Source organism: Allocoprococcus comes (genome assembly GCF_013300725.1).
Taxonomy (GTDB): domain Bacteria; phylum Bacillota; class Clostridia; order Lachnospirales; family Lachnospiraceae; genus Allocoprococcus; species Allocoprococcus comes_A.
In genome coordinates this window covers 40,009-55,258 of sequence record NZ_JAAIMM010000005.1, presented here as the reverse complement: position 1 = coordinate 55,258, position 15,250 = coordinate 40,009, and the positions used below count along the sequence as shown (strand labels likewise).

Here is a 15,250-nt window from a genome sequence, read left to right as displayed (position 1 = left end):
TTTTATTCCCTTATTCTAATCAGATTCCGACTTTATGCAAGTGCTTTTTTCAGGATCTCTGCCATCTCATCTACCTGTTCTTTACCAATAACAAGCGGTGGGATCATACGGATAACGTCTGTTCCTGCTCCAATGATCAGAAGCCCTTCTTCCAGTGCTTTTGCAGTCACTTCACCGATCGGCTTGGTGATCTGAAGTCCCTGGATCAATCCTCTTCCCTTTACTTTAACGGCTGCATCGCAGGTATCCACGATCTCCTGCAGTTTCTGTGTCAGATATGGTGCGATTTCATTGACATGATCGAGCATATGCTCTTTTTCAAAGATCTCAATAGTCTTACTGACCGCTGCACAGCAAAGTGGATTTCCACCATATGTAGTTCCGTGATCTCCCGGTACCAGCGAATTTTCTGCAACTTCTTTTGTCATCGCAAATGCGCCGACCGGAACACCACTTCCGATTGCTTTCGCCATCGTCATGATATCCGGTGTGATTCCCATCTGCTGCCATGCAAACCACGCACCGCTTCGTCCCATACCACACTGTACTTCATCGCAGATCATCAGGATTCCGTTTTCATCACAGATCTTGCGGATTCCCTGCATAAATTCTTCTGTTGCAGCGTTGATTCCACCTTCTCCCTGGATCGTTTCCAGAATGATCGCACAGGTTTTATCATTTACCAGTGCTTTTACACTGTCAAGATCATTGTAAGTAGCAAAATGTACACCTGGCATTACCGGTTCAAATGGTTCTCTATACTCTTTGTGTCCGGTAAGTGCAACTGCACCCATGCTTCTGCCGTGGAATGAATTTTCCATTGCGATAAATTCATAACGTCCGGTTTTCTTTGTGTAGGCATATTTTCTTGCAGTTTTGATTGCGCCTTCGATTGCCTCTCCACCACTGTTTGTGAAGAATACCTTATACATTCCGGTGATCTTTTTCAGATCTTCTCCTGCTTTTCCGCAGGTAGTATTATAATACAGATTGGATGTATGGATCATCTTGTCAATCTGAGCCTTTAAAGCATCATTAAATTCTTTATTGTTATATCCAAGAGAAGATACTGCATATCCTGCTGAAAAATCCAGATATTTCTTTCCTTCCGGATCATAGAGGTATGCGCCGTCTCCATGGTCCAATACAACCGGATAACGGTTATAAGTTTTTAAAATCGCGTCGTCCTCTTCCTGCATATACTGATTTGTCATAAGAATTACCTTCTTTCTTTGTCTTCCCGTTAATCTTCTTCACCGTTTCTTAAAATTGCAGTTCCGATACCTTTCTTCGTGAAAATCTCAAGAAGCAGGCAGTGCGGAATTCTTCCATCCAGAATATGGACTCTGGATACCCCATTTTCAATCGCTCCTACACAGTTCTGCAGTTTCGGGATCATTCCTCCCGAAATTGCTCCGCTTTCAATCAGTTCATTTGCCTGATCTACAGTAAGAGCTGTGATCAGGGAAGATTTATCCTCGTAGTCTCTGTATACCCCTTCAATATCAGAGAGGAACGCAAGCTTCTCAGCATGAACTGCCTTTGCGATCGAATAAGCTGCATCATCCGCATTGATATTATAAGTGTTGTAATCATCATCGATTCCGACCGGGCATACGATCGGGAGAAAATCTTTATCCAGAAGATCCAGAAGTACCTCTGCATTGACCTTCTTGATATCTCCTACAAATCCAACGTCCTGTCCTGTCATGGAAAGCTTTTTATCAACTCTTAAAAGTCCGCCGTCTTTTCCACTAACACCGATAGCACGGACACCAAGTTCTTCGACCATACGAACCAGATTTTTATTGACCTTGTTCAGTACCATCTCTGCAATTTCCATGGTCTCTGCGTCCGTCACACGAAGTCCATCGATGAATTTCGGCTCCATTCCGGCTTTACTTACCCATTTACTGATCTCTTTTCCACCGCCGTGAACGATGATCGGTTTGAATCCAACCAGTTTCAAGAATGTAACATCCTTGATGACATTTTTCTGGAGTTCTTCGTCCAGCATTGCACTTCCACCGTATTTTACAACGATGATCTTACGGTTGAAACGCTGAATATAAGTAAGCGCCTCAATCAGAACTTCTGCTTTGTCCAGATACTGCTGCATATCCTGATCCATTTTGCTTACCTCCTAGCTTCTGTAATCTGCATTGATGTCAATATATCCGTGAGTCAGGTCACATCCCCATGCGGTTGCGCTTTCGCTTCCCATCTTCACGTCTGCAACTGCCTTTACTTCTTCCTGCGAAAGGATCTCTGTTGCTTTTTCTTCACTGTAATCTACCGCTGTACCATTTTCGATGATCTGGATCTTACCTGCCTTGCTCTCAAAGAAAAGATCCACCTTTTCCGGATCAAACTGTGCTCCGGAATATCCCATTGCACAGAGGATTCTTCCCCAGTTTGCATCATGTCCTGCAATTGCTGTCTTGGTAAGATTTGAGCATACGATTGATTTTGCAAGTGTCTTTGCAGTCTCTTTTGTATCTGCACCAACTACAGTTACTTCAAATAAAGCAGTTGCTCCTTCTCCGTCCCCTGCGATCTTCTTTGCAAGGTATTCGTTGATCTCATGCAGTGCTTCCGCAAATGTCTTATAGCTTTCACTGTCTGCCGTGATCACTTCATTTTCAGCCATTCCGTTTGCAAGAAGAACAACAGAATCATTTGTAGAAGTATCTCCGTCTACGGAAATCATATTGTATGTATCATTGACATCATCACTGAGGGCTTTCTGAAGTGCCTCTTTTGTGATTGCTGCATCTGTCGTGATAAAGCTGAGCATGGTGCACATATTCGGATGGATCATACCAGATCCTTTTGCCATACCACCGATGGTAACGGTCTTTCCGGCAACCTCGATCTCTACTGCGATCTGTTTTTCACGGGTATCAGTCGTCATGATTGCCTTTGCTGCCTCTGTTCCATTTGCCAGTGTATCATTTTTCTTTTCAGCAAGAGCCTTTACACCTGCCACGATACGGTCAATCGGAAGCTGTTTTCCGATGACACCGGTCGATCCGATCAGTACACCGTCTGCGTTAATTCCAAGTGCTTCTGCTGCCGCATCTGCGGTGTCCTTGCAGTAGCCAAATCCTTCTGCACCTGTACATGCATTGGCAATTCCGGAATTGACGATCACAGCCTGTGCTTTCGCACCGCTCTTTACAACCTGCTGATCCCATTTTACGCATGCTGCCTTTACAACGTTTGTAGTAAATGTTCCTGCACATTCACATGGAACCTGGCTGTAGATCATTGCCATGTCGGTTCTGTCCTGATATTTGATCTTTGCTGCAGTTGATGCTGCCTCAAATCCTTTTGCTGCGGTCACACCGCCTTCGATAATTTTCATCGTATATAGCCTCCTTTATCCTTCTTCGATAAATGCTGTAATATTTTCTTCATTTAAAACGAATTCGTAGTAGTTCACATCCGGTCTCTTAGTCCATCCGATCGTACTCCAGAATGTATTGCCGATATCATTCTTGGTAAATGCGATCAGTGTGATCTTGTTGATGTGTTCGTCCTTCAGAGCTGACATTGCGTAGGCAACCATGCTCTTTCCGATTCCGTGACAGCGGTATGCCGGATCCACACATACATGATAAAAACATCCGGTTCTTCCGTCATGTCCGCAGAGGATTCCTCCTACTACTTTTCCGTCTATTTCGGCGATCACACTGGTTGTCGGATTCCTTTTCAGGAATCGTTCCACGCCTTCTTTTGAATCATCTATGCTCCGGATCCCAAATCCTTTGATCCTCATCCAAAGTGCATGAAGCTGGTCATAATCTTCTACTGTCATCGCACGAATAATTGTTGTCATATATCTCCCATTCCTTTTCTTTTTCTGCCGTGTTCTACGGGAACATCGGAACCAGATCAAGACCTTCACTCTCCGGAAGTCCGAAGATCAGGTTCATGTTCTGTACAGCCTGTCCTGCTGCACCTTTTACCAGGTTGTCGATCGCACCCATCATAATGATACGGTTTGTTCTCGGATCGATCTTAAATCCGATATCGACATAATTGCTTCCTTCTACCCATTTTGTTTCCGGGTAAACATCTTTGTCCAGAACGCGGACAAATTTTTCATTTGCATAATATTTATCGTAAACTGCTTTTACTTCTTCCCAGGTAACATCCTTTGTAAGCTTCGCGTACTCTGTTGCGAGGATTCCTCTGTTCATCGGAACCAGATGCGGTGTGAAATTGATCACAACCTCTTTGCCGCTTGCATATCCAAGCTGTTCTTCGATCTCCGGTGTATGTCTGTGTGTTGCCACACCGTATGCTTTCATATTCTCATTGACTTCACAGTACAGGTTCGGAACCTTTGCCCCTCTTCCCGCTCCGGATGTTCCAGACTTGGCGTCAATGATCAGCGTATCCATATCGATCAGTCCTTCTTTTGCCAGCGGATAAGCGGTCAGGATGGAGCATGTTGTATAGCATCCAGGATTGGCGATCAGTCTTGCGCCTTTGATATCTTCTCTGTTCACTTCACACAGTCCGTAAACTGCTTCTTCGATAAACTGCGGGCTCTTGTGCTCAATACCGTACCATTTTTCGTAGGTCTTGACATCTTTGATACGGAAATCTGCGCTCAGGTCGATGATCTTAACCTTTGATAAGATTTCTTCATTGACAAGTGATGCGCACAGTCCCTGTGGAGTTGCTGTGAAAATCACATCTACCTGATCTGCAAGTTGTTCCATATTGTCATCTAAACATACCGCATCTACGATCTGAAACATATTGCGGTATACATCTGCATATTTCTTATCAATATAGCTTCTTGAGCCAAACCATTTAATTTCTACGTCTTTATGTCCTGTTAAAATGCGAACCAGTTCTCCTCCGGCGTAACCGGTAGAACCGATGATTCCTGCTTTAATCATGTAAACCATCCTTTCGTAAATGCCGTATTTGTGTATAGATAGGCATAATCATAAATACTATAAACCCATTAATCCCTATTGTAAAGGGGTTCGCGGGAATTGGGGGAATGTTTTTTTGAGTGGTGAGGGGACGCTTCTGGGAGAAATCGTTTTGCACGCAACCGCGCTTTCGCTCCGCTCAAACGCAGCGGTACTAGGCGCGGCTTTGCTTACGCTCGCCTTGCCAAGTGCCGGCGTTTTCGAGGGGTTGCTTAGCAAAAGGATTTCTCCCAGAAGCTGTGCACTGACGAACGGGAACATTCTCCAATTGGGTGGGGCTGATGCTTGTCGACTCACTGTGGTGCGACGGGCGGGAGAGGCGGACAAAATTCTCATCTGCGTGCGCTTTTGCGCATGGCAGATGGGAATTTTGTCCTGTCTCCCTTAGAGAATGAAAAAATTTCATACTATGACACAAGCGATATAATTGTCAAAAGTATTCCATTTGTGCTCACATAAATAAGTAATTTATACTTATTGACACACCGGCAGTGAAAATGAGTAAAATTTAGCTTCTCTCATAAAAAGTAATCATTATACCTATTTTATTTTCCGATTGGTTTAGTATACATGGTTTTATTTTGGAAAGCAAGTGATTTTTTGATTTTTATGCATATTTCTGTGTATTTTTATGTGTAATTGCTTATTTTTATGCATTTATATTTATTTTTATGCATTGTTATGCATTTTTATTATTATAAGATGCATTAGGCCTGTATTCTTTTTATTGACTATTGTGGGAAAATGAAGTTAGTATTAAGGAAGTGATTGTAAAGGAGTTGTTATTTTATGGAACGGGATCTTACTTCTGGGAGTGTTTTTCGGAATGTGATTTATTTTTCGATGCCTTATTTTTTGTCTTATTTTTTGCAGACGCTTTATGGGATGGCGGATCTTTTTATTGTGGGGCAGTTTGATGGGGTTGCCAGTACGACGGCGGTTTCGATCGGGAGCCAGGTGATGCATATGCTGACGGTGATGATCGTGGGACTGGCGATGGGGGCTACGGTTTCGATTGGACAGTCTATTGGGGCGGGCGATAAGAAAAGAGCTTCTGTGTTTGTGGGAAATACGGTGACTTTGTTTATGGGGATTTCTCTGGTGCTGGCGGTTTTGCTTCTGTTTTTTGTAAAGCCAATTGTTTCGGTGATGTCTACGCCTGCGGAAGCTGTTTCCGGGACAGCAGCTTATCTGACAATCTGTTTTATCGGGATCCCTTTTATTACGGCGTATAATGTGATCAGTTCGATTTTCCGCGGACTGGGGGATTCTAAAAGTCCGATGTATTTTATTGCGGTTGCCTGTGTGGTGAATATTCTGCTGGATTATCTGTTTATCGGATTTTTCCATCTGGGGGCTTCCGGTGCTGCGCTTGGCACAACGTTTTCGCAGGCATTCAGCGTCCTGTTTGCACTGATTGCCATTAAACGCAGGCAGACCGGACTTTCTCTTTCCAGAGACTGTTTCCGACCACAGAAAAAAACGCTTGGCAAAATTCTGAATATTGGGATTCCGGTAGCGCTTCAGGACGGATTTATTCAGATTGCTTTCATTATTATTACGATCATTGCCAACCGGCGCGGACTGAACGCAGCCGCTGCTGTCGGCATTGTGGAAAAAATCATCAGCTTTCTGTTCCTGGTTCCGTCTTCCATGCTTTCGACTGTTTCTGCGCTCGCAGCCCAGAATATCGGTGCCGGAAAGTATGACCGTGCAAAGCAGACGCTTCGCTATGCCATGATGATCGCCATTGGATTTGGTCTGGTCGTCTCCATATTGATCCAGTTTATAGCAGCTCCGGTTGTCGGACTTTTCACTGCAGACGCAGCCGTTATTCTTCTCGGTGCGCAGTACATTCGCGGATATATCTGGGATTGTATTTTTGCCGGTATTCATTTCAGTTTCAGCGGATACTTCTGTGCATGCGGAAAATCTGGAATTTCATTTTTACATAATCTGATCGCTATTTTGTGCGTGCGTATTCCGGGTGTTTATCTGACTTCGAAAATTTTCCCGGATACACTGTTTCCGATGGGGCTCGCAACCGCTACCGGCTCTTTATTGTCTGTGTTTATCTGCATCATTGCTTACCGGTGGTTATGTAAAAAATCCGGAAAATAGAATACAGGATCGGACTCTTGCAGATTTCTCCAGATCATCAAAAATGGTGACTCACTACGAGCCACCATTTTTGATGATCACTTATCTGATATGCGCTTCCTCATGTGCAAGCAGCCACTCTTTCTTCTCAATTCCACCGGCATATCCGGTCAGACTTCCGTCACTTCCAATGACCCGGTGACAGGGAATGATCACAGAGATCGGATTATGTCCGACCGCACCTCCGACTGCCTGCGGCGAGATACTTTTCACGCCTCTTTTTACAGCAATGATCTTTGCGATCTTTCCATAAGTGATGGTGCATCCATACGGGATTTTTGCGATAATCTGCCATACTTCTTTCCGGAAATCACTTCCTGCAGGCGCAAGCGGCAACTCTTCCGGATCAGGATCCTGCCCTGCAAAATAACGGTCAAGCCAGTGTTCCGCCTGAACAAGCACTGGTAAATCCTTCTTTTCCTCGAAATCTTCTAGAATCTTGTCCATGTAGTATTTCTGTCCTTCAAACCATGCTCCCACCAGCATATCTTCCCGTGCACCGAGCGTAATTCTCCCGATTGGTGAGTCATAGTAGCTTACATACAGCATTTTTCATTTTCCCCTTTTATTGATCTGTTCTGATACATATGCTTTTTATAAAATCTGTTTTAAATTTCCCATTTTTTTACTCCGACAGATGTTTTCTCTGCGCTGCTTACCAGATTTCGTTAAAAACAAATTTGCACTATTTCCGTACCATTCAAATTATAAAATGGAGAATTTTTCCTGTCAATCTTCTTATCCGCGAATTTGTCCATTTCCAAAGATCACATACTTTTTCGTGGTAAGGGCTTCCTGCCCCATTGGTCCGCGGGCATGAAGCTTCTGGGTGCTGATTCCGATCTCTGCCCCGAAACCGAACTCATTTCCATCGGTAAATCTGGTTGACGCATTGACATACACTGCCGCCGCATCTACCCGCTCCTGAAAATACAGTGCATTTGCATAATCCTTCGTGATAATCGCCTCGGAATGCCCGGTATTCCATTTGTTGATGTGCCGGACGGCATCACAGATAGCTGGAACAATTTTTACAGAAATAATCGCATCCAGATATTCCTGTCCCCAGTCGCTTTCCTGCGCCCAAGTGATCCGTTCATCAATCTGCCTTGCCGCTTCGTCTCCCCGGATCTCCACACCTTTTTTCAAAAGCCGGTCACAGATCACCGGAAGCACTTCTTCCGCAATTTTCTCATGAATCACCAAGGATTCACATGCATTGCATACGCCAAGTCTCTGCGTCTTTGCATTCTCGATAATCTCCGCTGCCATCCGGATATCAGCAAATTCATCCACATAAATATGGCAGTTCCCCGTCCCAGTCTCAATCACCGGAACCGTACTGTTCTCCACCACAGATGCAATCAGTGAAGCACCTCCTCTTGGGATCAGTACATCCAGATATTCCTTCATCCGCATCATTTCCAGAGCCGACTCCCGGCTGGTATCTTCAACCAGAATCAGCGCATCCGGTTCCATTCCCTTTTTCACAAGTGCTCCACGGATCACCTCTGCTATAGCCCTGCAGGAATTTGCAGCCGCACTTCCTCCTTTTAAAATGGCGACATTTCCGGTCTTAAAGCAGAGTCCAAAGGCATCTGCAGTCACATTCGGACGGGCTTCATAAATGATTCCGACAACACCAAGCGGAACTCGTTTTTCTCCGATCTGCAGTCCGTTTGGCCTTGTTTTCATGGAAATGATCTCTCCCAAAATATCCGGAAGTGCTGCAATCTCCCTAAGTCCTTCTGCCATTTTCCGGATTCTGTTTTCATTTAGAAGAAGCCGGTCGATCAGTGGCTCTGTCATCTTATTTTTTCTTGCAAGCATAATATCCTTTTGGTTTTCTTCTATTATATATGCCTGTTGTGCCACCAGCGCATCTGCCGCCAGGATGAGCCCTTCCTGTCTTTGAATTACATTTAAAAATGCGACCGTTTCTTTTGCACTTACTGCACGCTTTCCAAGTTCTTCCATATAGATTTTTTTCTCTGCTCTCTGTTCCATTTCATTCACCTCTACTTTCCCACAGCCATCCGATACTGCATATTTCTTTTCAGTCTCCGCTCCATCCTGTACGCATCCCGTTCCGGTCCCAGCTCATTTTCCCCGTCATAGCGGTGATTTTTCGCAAGAAACAGTGTACCAACCTTCTTTCCAGCCATAATATCATTGATTGCGTAAATGTTGTCGCCATTTGCGATCACCATATCTGCTCCCGCTTCTGTTGCAATCTTGGCTGCCTCGATCTTTGTTGCCATGCCACCGGTTCCGACTGCGCTTCCGGCTCCTTTTCCCATCTTCTCCAGTTCTTCATCAATCCGGTTCACGGTATGCACAAATCTTGCTGCCGGATTGGTTCTTGGATCATCCGTATAAAGTCCCTCGATATCCGACATCATGATCAGAAGATCCGCCTCCACCAGCGCCGCTACATCCGCAGACATGGTATCATTATCGCCAAAATTTCCATAGCTGTCCTCATCCACGGAAATAGCATCATTTGCATTGACGATCGGAACCACATTCATTGCCAGAAGCTCTTCAAATGTTTCTCTCGCATGGATACGGCATGTCTTGCTGTAGACAGATTCTTTCGTCAGCAGAACTTGTGCGGTGAGCTGGCTGTATTCTGCAAAAAATTTCTCATAGATCATCATCAGCCGTCCCTGCCCTACTGCTGCACATGCCTGTTTGACAGAACCAACCGGTTTCTCACTGATTCCAAGGACATTTTTTCCGATACCGACTGCACCGGAAGATACTACGATCACTTCTTTTCCGCGGTTTCTGAGATTGATCAGTACACGGACAAATTTCTCCAGTTTTTCCAGATTGATGTTACCGGTTTTGGCATAGGTGACAGTGGAGGTTCCCACTTTGATGACAATTCGTTTCTTTTCCTTTAAAGTCGCTCTTAATTCCATTTCGCTTTTCCTCTTTTCAATTCATATTCTTAGCAGGTATAAATAAAAGAAGCAGAAAAAGAGTATGCGGCGATACCTTTTTCTGCTTCTTTTTTCACTGTCGAATCATAATACTTCAATGACTGAACGAAACCTGTCACTTTTTCAGTCCATCCGAAATGAACATTTTAAGCTGTATATATATTGGATACACGCATTCCCTGATCTGCAATATTGAATTTTCTGTTCTGTGCCCTTAAAGGACACGGTCGATGCGGGAATGTGGAAATGGAAAATACACTGCCTTCTGCCGACAGTGTCAGAACGAGATCAAATATGATGTTCTTATTCATTTTATGCATATCACTCATCTCGCCAGTTCCTTTCTTCCTTTAGCGTGTTACCTTGTTACTTTTTGTTATATTTTACGGATTTTTGTGCAAATGTCAAGTATTTTTCTGTTTTATCTTTATATTTTCTGTTTAATCTTCTTCTGTCTCTTCTTTTTTCTTATTACTTACGTTCTGTTTTTATACATATTTATGCATATTTTATGTATATTTTCGTTTTTATATGCATAAAAATAACATTTTTAAAAGTTTTTTCATTTTATTATTGCATAAATATAAAAAATGGTGTATAGTGAGTTGTGAATTGAATACGAAAGAAAATTTTTAGGAGGTTTATATACAATGAAAGAAAAAGTAGTTCTTGCATATTCCGGTGGTCTTGACACTACCACACTGATCCCTTGGTTAAAGGAGACATTTGATTATGAAGTAATCTGCTGCTGTATCGACTGCGGACAGGGCGAAGAGCTGGACGGTCTTGATGAAAGAGCAAAACTCGCAGGTGCTTCCAAATTATACATCGAAGATATCACAGATGATTTCTGTGACAACTATATTATGCCATGTGTACAGGCAAATGCTGTTTATGAAAATGCATACCTTCTCGGAACTTCTATGGCTCGTCCGGCAATCTCCAAGAGACTTGTTGAAGTAGCAAGAAAAGAAGGTGCTACTGCTATCTGCCACGGTGCTACCGGAAAAGGAAATGACCAGATCCGTTTCGAGCTTTCTATCATGGCTCTTGCCCCGGATCTTAAGATCATCGCTCCTTGGAGAATGACAGATCTGTGGACACTTCAGTCACGTGACGATGAGATCGCTTACTGTAAAGCTCACGGAATTGATCTTCCGTTTGACGCAAGCCACAGCTACAGCCGTGACCGTAACTTATGGCACATCAGCCACGAAGGACTGGAACTCGAAGATCCATCCTGCGAACCAAATTACGCAGATCTTCTTGTTCTTGGAAATACACCGGAAAATGCACCGGATGAAGATGAATATGTAACCATGACATTTGAAGAAGGTGTTCCGAAGACAATCAACGGCGAAGCCATGAAGGTTTCTGATATCATCCGCAAGCTCAACGAACTTGGCGGCAAGCATGGTATCGGTATCGTTGATATCGTTGAGAACCGTGTTGTTGGTATGAAATCCCGTGGTGTTTATGAAACTCCTGGTGGAACAATCCTGATGGAAGCTCACAAACAGCTTGAAGAACTGGTTATCGACCGTGCTACCATGGAAGTTAAGAAAGATCTTGGCAACAAACTCGCTCAGGTTGTATACGAAGGAAAATGGTTCACACCACTTTGTGAAGCTCTTCGTGCTTTCGTAAAATCTACCCAGAAATATGTTACAGGTGAAGTTAAATTCAGACTTTACAAAGGAAATATCATTAAAGCCGGAACTACTTCTCCATACTCACTTTACAATGAGTCTCTGGCAAGCTTTACAACCGGTGATATGTACGATCACCATGATGCAAGCGGATTCATCACTCTGTTCGGACTTCCACTGAAAGTTCGTGCTATGAAGAATCTTGAGGTAAACAATAAATAATTGTATATCCATATACTAGCAAATTCAAAGGACGTTGATATGAAAATATCAGCGTCCTTTTCTGAACAATGTCATTTTTATAATTATGTTATAGTAGTTATCAGCCATTTATGGTTCATATAAAGGCATATCCACCCCGTATTCTCTAACAATCCCCAGATAGATCGGCTCAGATATTGAATCTGACAGATATACACAGTACTTCCTGCTTCCAGACAGCTCTCCCGGTGATAATTTCCCCAACACAGCGCACTTCCAAGACCGGGAGCCTGGCGCAGGGTAAGATCATATTTCAGACAGTACTCCCCTGGTTTTATTCTGGGAAGATCCTGACAAAATTGCAGATCTGGCATGAATTTCATTTCCATTTCTTCTGCTTTCTATCAGTATATGTCGTCTTAATCCTACCGGTTCCGGGTTATTTTATGTTCATTTTTCTAACTGATGCCTCGTTATTTTTCATACAGAATCATGTCTTTACTCTTCAACCAGCCCTCTTTCTGCTGCATTTTCCACAGCATCCATCTGTTCCAGAATTTCTTCACGACGTTCATCCACAAGTAAGCCTTTGTTGTATTTGTAATACATCGCACAGTCATTTTCCCGCAGGAACGCAATGCTGTACACATTACTGTTGAGTTCGGTCACAAATACTGCCATTTCCTGGCTCTCGCCAAAGGCAGCTTCGAGAAATCCAAAGCAGTGATTCAGCGTTTCCAGTGTTGCCTCTGCCATCTTCTCTCTCTGCTCTTCTTCCGTGTCAAACGCTGCTTTTACAGATTCAAATTCCGGGGCTTTCTGATATCCTTCCATTGTCCGCAAAATACGCTCTGCACGGTGCATCTCTGCTTTTGTAAACTGTCCCGCAGCTTTTTTCTGTTCGTTTTCCTTATGAAGAGAGAGAATTCTCGCAGCAAGAACCTCTCCCGGAACTGCACCGTCTTTTTGCACTTCCTCTTTATAAGCACACAGCTGCACAAACAGTCCCTCCACAAATTTTTCCATCTCATATTCTTCTTTAAAAAGATCTGCCATCTTTCCGACCAGAAGATTTACCACGCTAAGCCGTTCATCGAATGGAGCAAATTTCAGGCGTTCCAGCGTATCTGCTTCATAATGTCCGGCAAGGATCCGCTCCAGTCCATACTCCTTCTGATACTTCTGATACAGCTCCAGATAATTTGCAAAATCCTTCGCCGTTTTCCAATGCTGGAGATACTGATGCACAACCTCACGGTCCACCTTTTTACCAAGCTTCTCATAGACCTGGAGCAGCCTTGATAAATCCTCCCAGCCTCTGGCTGTGACAAACATTTTCCCATCCACTGTATTTTCCATGCGGTAGAAATTCTCTTTTCGAAGTTCCAGATAAGAAAGTACCGCCGGATGGATTCCCACCTGATAAGCATATTCCTTCCAGACGTCAAAATTGGCTTCCACATCAATCCGCTTGATCCGGTCCAGTGTCACCACATCAAATTCCCGCACAGACTTATTATATTCCGGTGGGTTGCCTGCTGCCACAATGATCCAGCCTTCCGGCACACTCTGGTTACCAAACATCTTGCACTGTAAAAACTGCAGCATAGTCGGCGCCAGCGTCTCCGAAACACAGTTGATCTCATCGATAAAGAGGATTCCCTCTTTCATGCCGCTCTGCTCGATTTTCTCATAGACAGCGGCAATAATCTCACTCATTGTGTACTCGGTTACAGAATACTCTTTTCCGCCATACACCTTTATCTGGATAAACGGAAGCCCGATCGCACTCTGTCTGGTATGGTGCGTGATCGTATACGCAACCAGTCCGATCTCACATTCCCTTGAAATCTGTTCCATGATCTGTGTCTTTCCAATCCCCGGAGGCCCCATCAGAAGGATCGGTCTCTGGTGGATTGCCGGAATCTGATATTCTCCATATTCATCCTTCATCAGGTATGCCTGCACTGCATCCTTGATTTCCTGTTTTGCACGTTTAATGTTCATCTATCTCTCACTCCTTGCTTATCTTAAATCCTCTTCATCCAGAACCAGTTTCATCGCCCACGGTGGAACTTCCTGCTCTTCTGCTCCGTCGTCCATGAATACAAATGCTGTCTGGTATGGCGGCATTTTCTGAGGATAAATCCCCTGTCCGTCGGTAAAATAAATCACACCTTTCAGCTCGGTAAAACGGTGCGTCTCGATCAGCTCATCAATATAGGAAAACGCCGGTCTGAAATCCGTTCCACCTTCCCCGGCAAGATCCAGCTTTTCCATATATTCCTGTAATTCTTCTTTACAGGTGATCTTCCGGTCCGACTGCACCTGGTCATCACACTGTATAATGTGGATGTTGACTCTCTGAAAAAAGCTGCCTGTCTCACTTAAAATGCCATAGGTCTCCTCCAGGAATTTTTTTACCAGATCTCCTGAACAGGACATGGAGGTATCGATCACGATTGCAAAATCCTCCACTTTTTTCACTTCTTTCCATTCCTGCGGCTCGATCAGGGGCATATTTCCATAAAGGCGCAGTCCATAACTGTAAAATACATAATCAAAGCTGTCATCATCCACAGTAACCTCTTCCTTCAACACAGCAAATTTGCGCAGAAAGCCCCGGTAATCATACCGCTGCCGGTTCTCAACCCGGACCTGATCCAGAAAATGCCCCGTATTTGATGCTGCTTCTTTGGAAAATGTTTCCATATCGGTCTGCATTTTCTCACTGATATCCTGCCATTTCTGGTTCATTTCACTTTTTCGCTCATCATCCTCATCTTTTGCCCAATACTTGTGGTCATCCACCGTAAATTCCCGGATCATACGCTCCATTTCCCGGTCCGAAAGCTTCCATCTCACAAGTGCGCCATAGATTTTTTCCGCAGTAAATACCCCGATTTCCTCTTTCAGATCCCGGTAGGTTCTCTGCCTGAGCCAGGACTGGCTTTTTCGTATATTCGGGAGATTCCAGTCGTCAATCACAGATTCTACCGCAATATCCGCCGCCAGATTCCACATAAGCTCTTCCCTTCCATTTCTGCGAAATACATGCCGGAAAATACAGTGCAGCACCAGATGCAGATAGGCGCGGTTTACTCCGATCCGGTTCTGCCTGTACTCACCTCCCAGCATCTGCCCGTTAAAATACATTGTTTCTCCGTCTGTAGCAAGAAGGTCTACCGAAAAATCCTGCACATAATAAAACGCAGAAAGCGCCACATCCATAAATCTCATTTTCATATACAGTTCGTTCCTTGTCAAAACCAGAATTTTATGTCCGATTTCTTCCAGACTCTGTTCTAATGACATTTCTTCCAATCATTCCACCTTC

The 15,250-nt window shown here is 44.0% G+C and carries 14 protein-coding genes; 2 read left to right on the top strand and 12 right to left on the bottom strand.

What is annotated here, in order from left to right; translation table 11 throughout:
• Positions 1-32 precede the first annotated feature (32 nt).
• Genes G4407_RS03940 through argC form a run of 5 tightly spaced genes read right to left on the bottom strand, consistent with a single transcriptional unit; the run spans position 33 to position 4,916 of the window.
• A complete protein-coding gene (locus tag G4407_RS03940) occupies positions 33-1,214 on the bottom strand; it encodes an aspartate aminotransferase family protein (protein WP_173687828.1) in 1,182 nt (393 codons plus the stop codon).
• 29 nt (positions 1,215-1,243) lie between these two features.
• Entirely contained in the window at positions 1,244-2,131 is an 888-nt protein-coding gene (gene argB, locus G4407_RS03935; protein WP_008374684.1) for an acetylglutamate kinase, read from the bottom strand.
• Between the two features lie 12 nt (positions 2,132-2,143).
• Positions 2,144-3,367: a bifunctional glutamate N-acetyltransferase/amino-acid acetyltransferase ArgJ gene (gene argJ, locus G4407_RS03930; RefSeq protein ID WP_173687827.1), complete on the bottom strand. Its 1,224-nt coding sequence runs from the start codon at positions 3,365-3,367 to the stop codon at positions 2,144-2,146.
• A 15-nt stretch (positions 3,368-3,382) separates the two neighbouring features.
• Positions 3,383-3,832, bottom strand: coding sequence for a GNAT family N-acetyltransferase (locus G4407_RS03925; RefSeq protein WP_334297093.1), 450 nt, complete (start codon positions 3,830-3,832; stop codon positions 3,383-3,385).
• Between the two features lie 43 nt (positions 3,833-3,875).
• Positions 3,876-4,916, bottom strand: a complete 1,041-nt coding sequence (argC, locus tag G4407_RS03920; RefSeq protein ID WP_173687825.1) for an N-acetyl-gamma-glutamyl-phosphate reductase — start codon at positions 4,914-4,916, stop codon at positions 3,876-3,878.
• Positions 4,917-5,744: 828 nt separating this feature from the next.
• On the opposite strand from argC, the gene G4407_RS03915 reads away from it, so the two are divergent.
• Positions 5,745-7,076, top strand: coding sequence for an MATE family efflux transporter (locus G4407_RS03915; protein ID WP_173687824.1), 1,332 nt, complete (start codon positions 5,745-5,747; stop codon positions 7,074-7,076).
• An 81-nt stretch (positions 7,077-7,157) separates the two neighbouring features.
• On the opposite strand, the gene G4407_RS03910 is transcribed toward G4407_RS03915, so the two are convergent.
• The 4 genes from G4407_RS03910 to G4407_RS03895 form a co-directional block, all read right to left on the bottom strand.
• Positions 7,158-7,664, bottom strand: coding sequence for a methylated-DNA--[protein]-cysteine S-methyltransferase (locus G4407_RS03910; RefSeq protein ID WP_173687823.1), 507 nt, complete (start codon positions 7,662-7,664; stop codon positions 7,158-7,160).
• 189 nt (positions 7,665-7,853) lie between these two features.
• Complete coding sequence (locus tag G4407_RS03905) at positions 7,854-9,122, bottom strand: glutamate-5-semialdehyde dehydrogenase (RefSeq protein WP_274597640.1); 1,269 nt, start codon at positions 9,120-9,122, stop codon at positions 7,854-7,856.
• A gap of 11 nt (positions 9,123-9,133) precedes the next feature.
• A complete protein-coding gene (gene proB / locus G4407_RS03900; protein ID WP_173687822.1) occupies positions 9,134-10,042 on the bottom strand; it encodes a glutamate 5-kinase in 909 nt (302 codons plus the stop codon).
• A gap of 167 nt (positions 10,043-10,209) precedes the next feature.
• Complete coding sequence (locus tag G4407_RS03895; protein WP_173687821.1) at positions 10,210-10,392, bottom strand: hypothetical protein; 183 nt, start codon at positions 10,390-10,392, stop codon at positions 10,210-10,212.
• Between the two features lie 321 nt (positions 10,393-10,713).
• Between G4407_RS03895 and G4407_RS03890 the strand changes: the two genes are divergently transcribed.
• The gene (locus G4407_RS03890) at positions 10,714-11,934 is read left to right on the top strand and encodes an argininosuccinate synthase (protein WP_008374664.1); all 1,221 of its coding nucleotides are present in this window, start codon (positions 10,714-10,716) and stop codon (positions 11,932-11,934) included.
• A gap of 83 nt (positions 11,935-12,017) precedes the next feature.
• On the opposite strand, the gene G4407_RS03885 is transcribed toward G4407_RS03890, so the two are convergent.
• The 3 genes from G4407_RS03885 to G4407_RS03875 all read right to left on the bottom strand — a co-directional run bounded on the left by G4407_RS03885 (position 12,018) and on the right by G4407_RS03875 (position 15,228).
• A complete protein-coding gene (locus G4407_RS03885) occupies positions 12,018-12,296 on the bottom strand; it encodes a hypothetical protein (RefSeq protein WP_173687820.1) in 279 nt (92 codons plus the stop codon).
• Between the two features lie 115 nt (positions 12,297-12,411).
• Positions 12,412-13,920 (bottom strand): ATP-binding protein, encoded by a 1,509-nt coding sequence (locus tag G4407_RS03880; protein ID WP_173687819.1) that lies wholly within the window; start codon positions 13,918-13,920, stop codon positions 12,412-12,414.
• 18 nt (positions 13,921-13,938) lie between these two features.
• Positions 13,939-15,228: a vWA domain-containing protein gene (locus G4407_RS03875; RefSeq protein WP_173687818.1), complete on the bottom strand. Its 1,290-nt coding sequence runs from the start codon at positions 15,226-15,228 to the stop codon at positions 13,939-13,941.
• Positions 15,229-15,250 lie beyond the last annotated feature (22 nt).

What these genes read in the sequence shown, in the direction of transcription:
- G4407_RS03905 (WP_274597640.1), bottom strand. Translation starts at nt 9,122, where the DNA reads ATGGAACAGAGAGCAGAGAAAAAAATCTATATGGAAGAACTTGGAAAG.
- G4407_RS03875 (WP_173687818.1), bottom strand. Translation starts at nt 15,228, where the DNA reads ATGTCATTAGAACAGAGTCTGGAAGAAATCGGACATAAAATTCTGGTT.
- G4407_RS03910 (WP_173687823.1), bottom strand. Translation starts at nt 7,664, where the DNA reads ATGCTGTATGTAAGCTACTATGACTCACCAATCGGGAGAATTACGCTC.
- G4407_RS03880 (WP_173687819.1), bottom strand. Translation starts at nt 13,920, where the DNA reads ATGAACATTAAACGTGCAAAACAGGAAATCAAGGATGCAGTGCAGGCA.
- proB (WP_173687822.1), bottom strand. Translation starts at nt 10,042, where the DNA reads ATGGAATTAAGAGCGACTTTAAAGGAAAAGAAACGAATTGTCATCAAA.
- G4407_RS03940 (WP_173687828.1), bottom strand. Translation starts at nt 1,214, where the DNA reads ATGACAAATCAGTATATGCAGGAAGAGGACGACGCGATTTTAAAAACT.
- G4407_RS03890 (WP_008374664.1), top strand. Translation starts at nt 10,714, where the DNA reads ATGAAAGAAAAAGTAGTTCTTGCATATTCCGGTGGTCTTGACACTACC.
- G4407_RS03885 (WP_173687820.1), bottom strand. Translation starts at nt 12,296, where the DNA reads ATGAAATTCATGCCAGATCTGCAATTTTGTCAGGATCTTCCCAGAATA.
- argB (WP_008374684.1), bottom strand. Translation starts at nt 2,131, where the DNA reads ATGGATCAGGATATGCAGCAGTATCTGGACAAAGCAGAAGTTCTGATT.
- argC (WP_173687825.1), bottom strand. Translation starts at nt 4,916, where the DNA reads ATGATTAAAGCAGGAATCATCGGTTCTACCGGTTACGCCGGAGGAGAA.
- argJ (WP_173687827.1), bottom strand. Translation starts at nt 3,367, where the DNA reads ATGAAAATTATCGAAGGCGGTGTGACCGCAGCAAAAGGATTTGAGGCA.
- G4407_RS03915 (WP_173687824.1), top strand. Translation starts at nt 5,745, where the DNA reads ATGGAACGGGATCTTACTTCTGGGAGTGTTTTTCGGAATGTGATTTAT.
- G4407_RS03895 (WP_173687821.1), bottom strand. Translation starts at nt 10,392, where the DNA reads ATGAGTGATATGCATAAAATGAATAAGAACATCATATTTGATCTCGTT.